The organism is Streptomyces sp. TSRI0107 (assembly GCF_001905845.1).
In the GTDB taxonomy this organism is placed as follows: domain Bacteria; phylum Actinomycetota; class Actinomycetes; order Streptomycetales; family Streptomycetaceae; genus Streptomyces.
Window position 1 is genome coordinate 37292 of record NZ_LIVZ01000008.1, and the last position, 10884, is coordinate 48175.

The following is a 10884-nucleotide window of genomic DNA, read 5'->3' on the forward strand; positions in this document are numbered from 1 at the left end:
GGGACCGATGGGCGCAGAACGCCCCTACTACGAACTGCGCCACCTGGTCGGCTTCGAGGAGACCAACCTGGTGGGCAACGTCTACTACGTCAACTACGTGCGCTGGCAGGGCCGGTGCCGGGAGATGTTCCTGCGCGACCGGGCCCCGGAGGTGCTGGAGGACATCCGGGGCGACCTGAAGCTGTTCACGCTCTCGGTGGGATGCGAGTTCTTCGCCGAGATCACCGCGTTCGACCAGCTCTCCATCCGGATGCGGCTGGAGGACCTGACGCAGACGCAGATCGGGTTCACCTTCGACTACGTGCGGCTGCGCGGCGAGGACGGGGCGGTCGCCGAGGACCTGGTCGCCCGGGGCCGCCAGCGGGTGGCCTGCATGCGCGGTCCCAACACCGACACCCGGCCGACCCGGGTGCCCGAGGCGCTGCGCCGCGCGCTGGAGCCGTACGCGCTCCCGGCGTCCGGCTCCGTTCCCCCCGGGCAGCTCGCGGCGACCGCGGGCGGGGGGTGACGGCATGGACGACGGCCGCGCGGACGGTCCGCGCACGCCCGCCCCGGACGGGGCGCCGGCCGCGCTGCTGGAGAACCATCGCCGCGCACTGCGGGGTGTGCTCGGCTCCTTCGCGACCGGCATCACCGTCCTGACGGCGGGCCGGGAGCTGCCGAGGGGCATGACGGCGAACTCGTTCACCTCGGTCTCGCTGGACCCGCCGCTGGTGCTGGTGTGCGTGCTGCGCACGGCGGCGCTGCACGACCTGGTGCTGGACGAGAAGGCCTTCGCGGTGTCCGTCCTCGCCGCGGGGCAGGAGCCGATCGCGCGCCGCTTCGCGGACCGTGCGCGGCCGCGCGGCGCGCGCGAGTTCGAGGCGGTGGACACCGAGCCGGGCCGCCGTACCGGCGCCCCCATCCTGTCGGGTGCGCTGGCCTGGCTGGAGTGCGGGCTGGAGGCGGTGTACGACGGCGGGGACCACTCCATCCTGCTCGGCGCCGTGCTCGACGCGGGGCGCGGGCCGGACACCGACGCCCTGCTGTTCTACGGGGGCGCCTTCCACCGCCTGGCGCCCTCCACCGTCTGAGACAGGAGCAGGGAGCCACACCCGTTCGGGCCGCGGTCGCCGTTCGCGACGACCGCGGCCCGACGGCGTTCACGCCCTCGCGGTCACCTGGCCCCGACGGGCACACCGAGGCGTTCCAGGGAGCGCCGGGCCCGTGCCGGGTCGTCGCCCGCGCCCACCAGCAGCCCGTACACCTGCGCGGCGAAGCACCGGTCCGCGTCGTAGGGCCGGACCAGGAAGCCGCCCAGCTCCAGCGTCGCCAGACCGTGCAGGGCGATCCACATCTGATGGGCCACCAGCCGCGCGTCGCCCTCCTGGAACCGGCCCGCCGCCATGGCCGCCGACACCGCCCTGGCCACGGGTTCCAGGGTGTAGCGGCCGTGCTGCTGGTCCTCCTCGGTGAGGCTGAACCCGCCGAACCCCACGCCGCCGAACATCACCCCGTACAGGTGCCGGTGCTCACGCGCGTTGTCGCGGTAGGCGAGCCCCAGCGCCGCGATGTCGGCCACCGGGTCGCCGCTCGCGGTGACCTCGCTCATCCGCCGGTCGAGCCGGGCGAACCCCTCGTGGACCATCGCCCGCACCAGATCGTCCATGCCGCCGAAGTGGGTGTAGACGGCGGTGGTCGAGGAACCCACCGCGGCCGCGAGCCGGCGGGTCGTCAGCGCCTGCGGCCCCTCGTCGGCGAGCAGCCGCGCGGCGGCCTCCACGAGATCGCCCCTGAGCCTCGGATTTGCCTGTCGTGGACTCACTCTTGACGCCCCCTCGGTCGTCCGACACCCTGATACGTAACCATGTTACGTAACGGCGATACGCTACGTAGGGCGGAACGATGATCGCATCGAAATCCGAACCGGTCGACCTCACCGCCGTTCCCCCCGTCGCCCGAGAGGTGGACGTCTGCGCGCCCCCCGTACTCGGTGCGCTCCCCACGGAGCTGGACGGCACCTTCCTCACCATCGGCCCCAACCCGCTACGGCGGCCGCGCGACGAGCACCTGTTCGCGGGCGACGGCATGGTGCACGGGCTGCGGCTGCGCGACGGCCGCGCCGAGTGGTACCGCAACCGCTGGCTGCGCACCGACCGCGCCGCCCGCATCCTCGGCGAACTGCCCGCCCCCGGCCCCCGGCACGGCCCGAACGACAACGCCAACGCCAACATCGTCCGCCACGCCGGCCGCACCCTCGCCCTCGGCGACGGCGGCCCGCGCCCCCTGCAGCTCGACGCCTGCCTCGACACGGTCGCCCGCGTCGACTTCGACGGAACGCTGCCCGGCGGATTCGCGGCACACCCGCAGCACGACCCCCTCACCGGCGAGCTGCACGCGGTCGCCATGTCCCACGAGCCGCCCTACGCCGCCTACCTCGTGGTCGACGTGCACGGCAGGGTGCGCCGCTCGGTCCCCGTGCCGCTGAAGCGGCCGGTGATGATGCACGCGTTCTCCCTGACGGAGCGCCACGCGCTCGTCTACGACCTCCCCGTGGTCTTCAGCCCCGCCGCCGCGGCGGCCGGCTCACGCGTCCCCTACGCCTGGAACGACGGCCACGGCGCCCGCCTCGGGCTGCTGCCGCGCGACGGCGGGCCCGACGACATCCTCTGGGTCGAACTGCCGCCGTGCTTCGTCTTCCACCCCGTCAACGCCTACGAGACCGGCCGGCACATCGTCGTCGACGTCATCCGCCACCCGCGCGTCTTCGACCGCGACCCGCACCGCCCCGGCGAGACGCCCCCCGCCCTGGTCCGCTGGACGGTGGACGCCGTCGGGGGCACGGTCGTCGAGGAGCAGCTCTCCGACGCCGTCCAGGAATCCCCGGTGATCGACGACCGGGTACGCGGCATGCGGCACCGTTTCGCCTTCACCACCGCCCTCGACCCGTCCGGCGGCGAACTGCTGGGCGGCCCGGCGCTGCTGCGCCACGACCTCGCCGCCGGACGGACCGACACCCACGCGCTGCCCCCGGGCCGCACCGCCGGCGAGGCCGTCTTCGTCCCCCGCGAGCCGTGTGCGCCCGAGGGCGACGGCTGGCTGCTGAGCATGGTCGCCGACGGCCGGACGGGGCGCGGCGAGCTGATGGTCCTGGACACCGCCGACTTCACCGGCCGCCCGGCCGCCGTCGTGCCGCTGCCGGTCCCGGTGCCGCACGGCTTCCACGCGGCGTGGGTGGACGGCGGCTGAGACGCGTCAGCCGCGGCCGGTGTACCCGCGGGTGGTGATCAGCTTCGCCGCCTCGTCGAAGTAGCCCGGGTCCTCGGGCAGTTCGGTGTCGAGACCGGTGACGTAGCGGTTGAACATGCAGAACGCGGCGGCGATCAGCACGGTGTCGTGGATCTGCCGGTCGTCGGCGCCCGCCGCCCGCGCGGCGGCGACGGTCTCGGGCGCGACCGGGCGCACCGGACCCCGAACCTCCGCCGCGATCCGCAGCAGCGCCCGCAGCCGCGGCGTGATCGGCGCGGTGTCCGGATCCGCGAGCACGGCGTCGACGAGGTCGTGCCCCTCCTCCAGCTGCGCCGCGGCGAACGCCCCGTGCGAAAGGGCGCAGTACGGCGTGGAGTTGAGGTGGGACGTGTAGGCGGCGATCAGCTCCCGCTCGCCGCGCTCCAGCGACAGGGGGGAGCGCAGCAGCGTCTCGGCCAGTTGGCCGAGCGGCGCCGCGGTGTCGGGGCGATGGGCCATCAGCCCGCGAATGCCGGGCTGATCGTTGTCGAGATCGATGTGCGGCACGGTGGCAGTCCTCTCCCGAGCGGAACGACACGGCCGTCGTCGACGGCCGCTTCATGCTCCGTCCCCGGCGGGGGAGCCGGCCACTCCCGGAGTGCGGAGAGGACTTACGGGAGCCGGTGCGGCTCGGCGCCCGCCAGGGTCTCCTCCCGGGGCGCGTCCCCCTCGGGGAGCGGGCGGGACGCGGCCGTCGTCGTCGACGGCCGGGCGGGCGGCGGCATGAGGTGGCGCTTGGCCACCAGGGCGAAGAGGGCGTAGCCGGCGAGCAGCAGCAGGCCCGTGAAGATCCATTCGCGGGAGCCTCCCGGGCCGTAGACCCGGCCCGGGAGGCCCACGTCGACGGCCGCGACCCGCTGGCCCTCCGCCAGCGAGTCGCGGCCGCGGCCGTACATCCTGACCGACTCGAGCGCGGACGTGCCGTCGGCGGAGCGGAAGGAGCCGACCCACTCGCACGTCTCGTGTCCCGGATGCCGTACGCAGGACAGCTGCCGGGCGGTGAACGTCCCGGGGACCCCGTCGGCCGTCGCCGCGCGCAGCACGTTGCCCACGTTGGGCAGCGCCACCCCCAGCAGGGCGCACGCCGCCACCAGCAGCACCAGGGACACGAAGCCCGACGGCCGTCGTGTCATGCCTCGGCCGCGCAGGTGCAGCGCGCGCCCGCGTTGTCCGCCCGGTCCGCCCGCACGTGCAGCACCATGGCGACCACCATGGGCAGGGTGACCAACGCGTTGTAGAAGAGGTGCAGTTCCACCCGGGGAGCGAACAGCTGGACGATGCTGGTGGGCGCGGCACGGCCGGCCAGGTACGCGCCGGCGAGCGCCTGGACCAGCAGCAGCAGGTGCTCGAAGTGGTGCCAGATCTGGACGCCGAGGGTGACGTTCCACCAGGTGCGTGACGCGCCGGTGAATCCCGGGCGCAGCACCACGAAGCCGACGAGCATGATCAGGGCGTACCCGTAGTGCATCCACTCCGAGGTGACCAGCCACGGGAAGGGCACCCCGAGGACCCCTCGGGCCTCGGGCACCGGCCAGCCCAGGACGTAGATCTGGACGGCCTGGGTGAGGTGCTCCGCCCAGTGGGCCAGGACGATGACGGCGAATATCCTCAATCCGATCTTGTGGAACCGGCCGTTGAGGACGCCGATGCCGTCACGGATCCGGTACGCGGTTGCGGTGCTGGCTGACATAGGGAACCTCCCTGGTCCACGTCGCCGCCCATCCCAGCAGTCGGCGGGTCTCAAGTCTTCTTCCTGCATGCGGAGTTGACGTCACGGGGTTTCCGCGGGCAGGAGCACCTGCAGCAGTTCGGCGGTGCACATCATGTAGCCGTCAGGGGTCGGCAGCCGCTCCAGGTAGTGGGCGAAGTCCGCGCCCAGCGTGAACACCCGCACCGGGGTGCGCGAGGCGCGCGCGGCCTCCACCACGGTCCGCACGCCGTCCAGGACGGCCGGATGGCGGGTCTGGTAGGTGCCGGCCACGAGATGGTTGCTGCGGTCCGCGGCGAGATAGAACTGCACCAGGTCCTTCATGCCGAGGAACAGCTCGCTGGCGCCCGCCGCGCAGAGCGCCGGGCTGGCGTGCACCGCCGCCGGCGTCTCGACGAACGCCGACATGGGCAGGTCGGCCGGCAGTTCGAGGTGTGCCCTGAGCCGGACGAACTCCTGCTCGTCGGTGAGGAACGGGGCCGCGAGGCTCACCCGGCCCGCCTCCTCGCCGAGCCGTTCCGCGAGGAGCGTGAGCAGGGCGTGCAGGGCGTCCCGGTAGGCGGTGGAGCCGAGCAGCCAGCGTGCCCCGTGCAGGCCCAGCTCGGGGTTGGGCTCGACCGCGACCCGGGTCTGCTCGGTGACGTCCGCGGCGTGGTCGGAGCGGAGGTCGAGCATCCTCAGCACCAGCCGCTGGCCGGGCAGCAGCGCCTCGACGAAGGCGCACAGCCGGTCGGCGAGGGCCCGCCCGTAGGCCGCGACGTCGGCGGGGCCGCCCGCCAGGGCGTCGAGCGGCCGCAGGTTCGCCGCCAGGCAGAGGAACTCCTCGCGGATGAAGAAGGACTCGACCCGCTTCGCGTCCGGCCCGCAGGAGTTGACGGTGTGGATGTCCCGCAGGTCGGCGATGACCGCGCAGGCCGAGCCCAGGTCGTCCGGCGAGGGCGTCCTCGGGGGCGTGTCGGGGCCGACGACGACCGACTGGCTGTCCAGGTCGAGCGTCACCTCGCCGGCCAGGCCGGCGAGGTCCGCCTGGTCGACGAGGAGCACGGGAATTCCCCGGCCGCGGCAGATGGACTGCATGTGGCCGGTCAGCCCGCCCGAACCGCAGACGACGGCCCGGGACGCCAGCATCGCGTCGTAGAGCCCGGCTTCGAGTCGAGGCGCGACGAGAATGGAGCCCTCCAGTGGATTTCTGGTGCGGTTGCAGATTCCGCGCACCACCCGGTGCGGTCCACTGGTCAGGAGAGATCCACGAATCCGTCGCCCGTTCAACTACTCCTCCAGGTATTCGGAGTTCTCCAGGTCCAACTCCCGACGCAGCTGCCGTGGAGTCACGGACACGTCGGTGAGCCGGTCGACGGCAGCCCGGTTGACGACCGTCCTCAGCAGACGGCGGCGCCGGGAAGCATCCTTCGGAAGGACCGGAAGTTCGCCGATGGACCGAATGCAGGTGTCCAGCCGGGAATCCAGCAGTTCCCGCTCATTCCGAGAACGTGTGGCGAGCCTCCGCACCTCCAGAAGTACAGCTTCTTCCCAGCGGGCCCGGACCGCATCCTCTGTATTGCTGACAAGGCGTACGAACGGAGAATGGTTTTGAGCCGGACCGTCGCCGGATTCCAGTCTCTCGAGCACCCGCGCGGCGACCGCTATTGACTGGTTCTTGATGGCGGCGAGATTGAAGGCGAACGCACCGGTCCGGCCGTTGCGCACGATCTCGTCGCCCTCCCTCGGCACGCCGACCGCCGAGAGCGGGCCGGCCGGCCTGCCGTCGCGGCCGAGCAGAGCCCCCTTCGCGTCGACCTCCACGCCCCGTCCGGTGCGGTCGTGGGGTACGGCGATCCCCTTGCCGACGAGATTCCGCCAGAGCGGCTGACGGGCCTTGCCGTAGTCCCATTCCCTGCCCACGTTGCACACGACCAGGTCGGCCTCGATGCTGCGCGGTCCCTCCGGGGCTGCCACCGAGACGGCCAGCCGCCCGGACGCCGCCGGCCCGATCCCGTCCACCCTGCCGACGACCAGCCTCACCGAACCGTCCGCGGCGGCCATCGCGCGCTCGATGACGGCCATCGTGTACTCCACCGCCCCGACCCGGAAAGCGGCTATCGCGGTGCTGAATTCGTCCAGCAGGCTCCGTAATTCCGCGGTGGGAATACGCTCGATGATCTCGGGAAGATACGGCTCCCACGCTTTCGCCACCCGCTCCGCGACCACCGCCGGGGCGACTTCGGGATGGTGCCGGGCGACCGACGCGCACGCCGTCTCCCACTCGTTCCGCACCCGGGCGAGAAACCCTTCGCGACTGCCGTACGGCTCGAGTAACGATTTCGGACAGGGCAGTTGTAAGACTTCGTGTTCGTGACCGTCCGGATATGTGCGGAAGATCGTCCCGCTTCTCGAGATCAGATGAATGGGGCCGGTGTGGCCCTGGCGCAGCAGAAGGCCCGCCGAGTCATATGCGCTCAGCACGGTGCCGACGATCGCGACGGTCGCCTCTGGCGGAAGTTCCGTGAGTTTTCGGACACCGGCCGCGGAGTACGGATTCCGCACGAAGGACGGGTGGGTGAGCACCTCGGCGGCGAACGGCGGCTCCTTGAGTTCGAGACCGGTCGCGAGCACGACGTGATCGGCGGGCAGCACCTCGCATTCCGGCTCGCGCCCGTCCGCGGACGCCCGCCGCACGGTCACGTCGGCGCCCGAGGGGCGTACGTCGACGTCCACCGCCTCGCCGTCCTCCTCGACGAGGACGACGCCGGGAGCGGCCTCCCGCGCGGCCTCGGCCAGCCGGTCGTTCAGGTAGTCCTGGAAGATCCGCCGGGGTGCCGGACCCTGCTCGGCGAACTCCAGCCCGGCCCAGGGATCCGGCCAGTCCCGGCGGTCGGCCTCGGTGTTCGCCCAGCGGACGAAGTCGAGGACGTCCTCCCGGAACACCGACATCCGGCCCGCCTGGATGTTGAACACGTGGTCCCAGGGATTGCCGTCCCGGTGGTAGGCGATACCGGCGGACCGGTAGTCGGAGCGCCGTTCGAGCAGGACGATCTCGACAGGCCGGCGCGCGAAGCGGAGCAGACGGATCGCCGTGGCGGTGCCGGCCAGGCCGGCACCGACGATCAGCACCCTTGGTCTGTTGCCCGTTCGACTCACAGTGGATCCCTCCCCGTCGAGCGATGCGAGCCCGGCCATGTGATCGCAACCAGGCCCTGGAAAGGGGCTGTTGACGCCTCGTCAGCGGCACGGCCCGCGCACCAGGCTAGAGGGTGGAGCGGGCGCGCCGCCCGCGAAACCGGGGCGTGCCGCCGGCTGCGGCCCGCCCCGGTTTCACGCTCAAGAGATCAGGAATGGGCCGGACGATCGATCGAGATGCTGTGCCGCTGTCCGCGGGCCGGGGCGCAGAAGAGGGGAAGAACGGCGACGCCGTGGTCGGCGGCGTGCTCGATCAGCTCCCGGTAGTCCCGCTCGTAGTCGGCGATGGACATGATCACAATGATGCCGGAGCCCTGGGCGGCCATGCGCTCGGCGACGGTTCTCACGGCCGTCAGCTGGGCGGCGTCGCCGTCCTCGCCCCGGATCGCCACGACGGCGACGTCGATGCCGCCGGTCCATTCCACCAGCTCGGCGGTGTACTCCTCGATCTGGCGGCGGTCGAAAAGGTCGACTTCGGCCGCTTCGGCGACCGCGCCGGCATCAATCATCCGGCGTGCGGCCGCCTCGGCCGCATCTCGTGAAGAATCTGCAAAGAAAATCAAAGACCGCTGGCCGGCGAACGCTCTGACCAGCGCAGCGCTGTGCGCTGCCGAAGCACCGTATACCACCACCGTCTTGTCCTCGAGGAGCATTGAAAAACACTTCCTATCCATGTCCGCAGCTGCGAGAACCGCACCGCCCCGACCTTGGTAACGACGGCTACCTTCCCACGTTGCGTCGGCGGTCTTGCTCCTTTTCGGACGGCTCGCCGTGCAGCCTCCTTTCGAAAGAGAGTCGGAATGATTAGGGGAACGCTGGTTCCGCAAGTCGGGAGATGCTGGTCACAGAGGATCGTGTCGGCGTCCGGTGCGGTATGTCGGCATGTGCACGGTGGTGGCTGGGTAGTACAGGAGAGGCCGAATCAGTACCCATCGGTAATCTGCGATCCGTGTCAAGATCACACCGAGCAGGTGATCTTGCGCGCCGACGGCGTTATGCGGAGAAATCCGGGCGAGCCACGCGAACTCCGAAAAGCGCCGGGAGCCCCCTTCCCCGCGCACCGTGCCAAAAGGAATCACCGGTGGTATTGAATAGCGAAGCTCCGGCCGGCGGGATGACCCGGGAAGGTCACCCCGTCAACCGGAGCTTCGTAATTCGGTCGACCGCCTTGTTTTCCGGGCTACCGCACCAGTTGGGCCGCACGCGGAGCCGTGTACTCGAGCCACCAATGGGCGAGCAGCAGGTTCATGACCCAGCTGCCCCACATGGAGAGCTCGAGGACGAACGAGAGGCTGACGTGCATGCCCGGGAAGGCCTGCATCAACTCGGCCAGCACGCGGCCCCAGGTGGTGCCCAGGGAGATGGCGAAGCTGTAGATCATCCAGCGGCGGTGGTCGACGTACCGGCGCTGCCGCGCGGCCCGGTAGCCGAGCATCGTGGTGACGATCCACAGCACCCCCGACAGCGTCAGCCCGAACGCCCCGAAGGGGGCCTGGCTGTAGGGCACGAGGACGAAGGCCAGCACGGTCGTGGGCAGCGCGGCGGCGAAGATGTGGATCCTGCCGCTCACCCGGTGCACCCGCGGATGGTGGCGGCGCACCCAGGGCAGGACCTGGAGGAAGACCGTCACCAGCGCGAGGTTGCCGAGCACGGCGTGCAGCACCACCACCAGGAAGTGCTGTGAGAAGCCCGGGTCCAGCGGGATCCGGGACTGCTCCGGATCCCCGGACAGGTAGCGCGGGAAGGCATACAGCAGGTTGAAGACCACGATGACGGCGAGCGCCGCCGCCCATGGACTCTGCCACCAGCTCGGCGCCGGGCCCGCCGCGCGCCGGGTGCCCGTGGCGCGGTGCCCCACCGTGGTGGTCGGAGCACCGGTTCCCTCTCTGTTCTGTGTCACCGCGGAGCCTCAACTTTCCTCTGGGGCGGGGAGTGGTTCGGGGGCATCCCGGTCAGTGGTGGAACTCGCCGGCGTTGGCGTCCAGGCAGTGACCGGTGACGGCGCGGGACATGTCGGAGACCAGGAAGAGCACCACGTCCGCGATCTCGTCCGGTTCGGGCAGCCGGCCGAGGTCGAGGGTGGCCGCGATCTCGTCGTAGATGTCCTGCACGGTGACGCCGCGCTGCTCCGCCCACTGGCCGAAGCCCTCGCGCAGGGCGTCCGCCCAGATGTAGCCGGGGGCGACGGTGTTGACCCGGATGCCCTGCGGGCCGAGTTCGGTGGCCAGGCTCTGGGCGAGGGACAGCAGGGCGGCCTTGCTCATCTTGTAGGCGCCGAAGAGCCGCTTGGAGTGGCGCAGCACCGCGGAGTTGACCATCACGACCGATCCGCGGCTGTCCGCCAGCGCGGGCGTGAACAGCCGGGTGAGCCGCAGCGCGGCGTACACGTTGGTCTCGAACCCGGCGCGCACGTCGGCCAGGTCGACGTCGAGGAGGTCGGTCAGCGGCGGGACGGCGAAGGCGTTGTTGACGAGCGCGTCGACCCGGCCGAAGGTGTCCGTCACCACCTTGGCCAGGGCGGCGGCGGACGTCTCGTCGGTGATGTCGGTCGGCACGGCGAGGGCGCGGCGCCCGGTCTGCTGCTCGATCTCGGCGGCGATCTCCGTCAGCCGGGACTCGGTGCGGGCGGCGAGCACGACGTCCGCCCCCGACCCGGCCGCCCGCAGGGCGACGGCCCGCCCCAGGCCCGGTCCGACTCCGGATACGACGACGACCTTGTTCTCGAGCACGGT

12 protein-coding genes are annotated in these 10884 nt (G+C 71.5%); 3 read left to right on the plus strand and 9 right to left on the minus strand.

Annotation, left to right across the window (positions count from 1 at the left end):
- Positions 1-7 precede the first annotated feature (7 nt).
- Both AMK31_RS22760 and AMK31_RS22765 read left to right on the plus strand, forming a co-directional pair.
- Positions 8-508, plus strand: a complete 501-nt coding sequence (locus tag AMK31_RS22760; protein ID WP_073942469.1) for an acyl-CoA thioesterase — start codon at positions 8-10, stop codon at positions 506-508.
- Positions 509-512: 4 nt separating this feature from the next.
- Complete coding sequence (locus AMK31_RS22765) at positions 513-1073, plus strand: flavin reductase family protein (RefSeq protein ID WP_079186896.1); 561 nt, start codon at positions 513-515, stop codon at positions 1071-1073.
- Positions 1074-1156: 83 nt separating this feature from the next.
- Here AMK31_RS22765 and AMK31_RS22770 read toward each other — a convergent pair whose 3' ends face one another.
- Complete coding sequence (locus AMK31_RS22770; RefSeq protein ID WP_241842702.1) at positions 1157-1762, minus strand: TetR/AcrR family transcriptional regulator; 606 nt, start codon at positions 1760-1762, stop codon at positions 1157-1159.
- Positions 1763-1884: 122 nt separating this feature from the next.
- Between AMK31_RS22770 and AMK31_RS22775 the strand changes: the two genes are divergently transcribed.
- On the plus strand, positions 1885-3228 hold the full coding sequence (locus AMK31_RS22775; protein WP_073942471.1) for a carotenoid oxygenase family protein: 1344 nt from the start codon (positions 1885-1887) through the stop codon (positions 3226-3228).
- Between the two features lie 6 nt (positions 3229-3234).
- Here the strand turns inward: AMK31_RS22775 and AMK31_RS22780 are convergent, their stop codons facing one another.
- The 8 genes from AMK31_RS22780 to AMK31_RS22815 form a co-directional block, all read right to left on the minus strand.
- The gene (locus tag AMK31_RS22780; RefSeq protein ID WP_073942472.1) at positions 3235-3774 is read right to left on the minus strand and encodes a carboxymuconolactone decarboxylase family protein; all 540 of its coding nucleotides are present in this window, start codon (positions 3772-3774) and stop codon (positions 3235-3237) included.
- A 104-nt stretch (positions 3775-3878) separates the two neighbouring features.
- The gene (locus tag AMK31_RS22785; RefSeq protein ID WP_198948547.1) at positions 3879-4400 is read right to left on the minus strand and encodes a hypothetical protein; all 522 of its coding nucleotides are present in this window, start codon (positions 4398-4400) and stop codon (positions 3879-3881) included.
- Positions 4397-4957, minus strand: coding sequence for a hypothetical protein (locus AMK31_RS22790; protein ID WP_073942474.1), 561 nt, complete (start codon positions 4955-4957; stop codon positions 4397-4399). Before AMK31_RS22790 ends, AMK31_RS22785 begins: the two co-directional genes overlap by 4 nt.
- A gap of 81 nt (positions 4958-5038) precedes the next feature.
- Positions 5039-6193, minus strand: coding sequence for a putative PEP-binding protein (locus tag AMK31_RS22795; RefSeq protein ID WP_198948548.1), 1155 nt, complete (start codon positions 6191-6193; stop codon positions 5039-5041).
- Between the two features lie 51 nt (positions 6194-6244).
- The gene (locus tag AMK31_RS22800; RefSeq protein WP_073942476.1) at positions 6245-8113 is read right to left on the minus strand and encodes an FAD/NAD(P)-binding protein; all 1869 of its coding nucleotides are present in this window, start codon (positions 8111-8113) and stop codon (positions 6245-6247) included.
- Between the two features lie 188 nt (positions 8114-8301).
- Positions 8302-8805 carry a hypothetical protein gene (locus tag AMK31_RS22805; protein WP_143204249.1) on the minus strand — a complete coding sequence of 168 codons (504 nt, stop codon included), beginning with the start codon at positions 8803-8805 and terminating at the stop codon, positions 8302-8304.
- 527 nt (positions 8806-9332) lie between these two features.
- Positions 9333-10052: a DUF2306 domain-containing protein gene (locus AMK31_RS22810; protein WP_198948549.1), complete on the minus strand. Its 720-nt coding sequence runs from the start codon at positions 10050-10052 to the stop codon at positions 9333-9335.
- A gap of 52 nt (positions 10053-10104) precedes the next feature.
- Positions 10105-10881, minus strand: a complete 777-nt coding sequence (locus tag AMK31_RS22815) for an SDR family oxidoreductase (protein ID WP_073942479.1) — start codon at positions 10879-10881, stop codon at positions 10105-10107.
- Between the last annotated feature and the right edge of the window lie 3 nt (positions 10882-10884).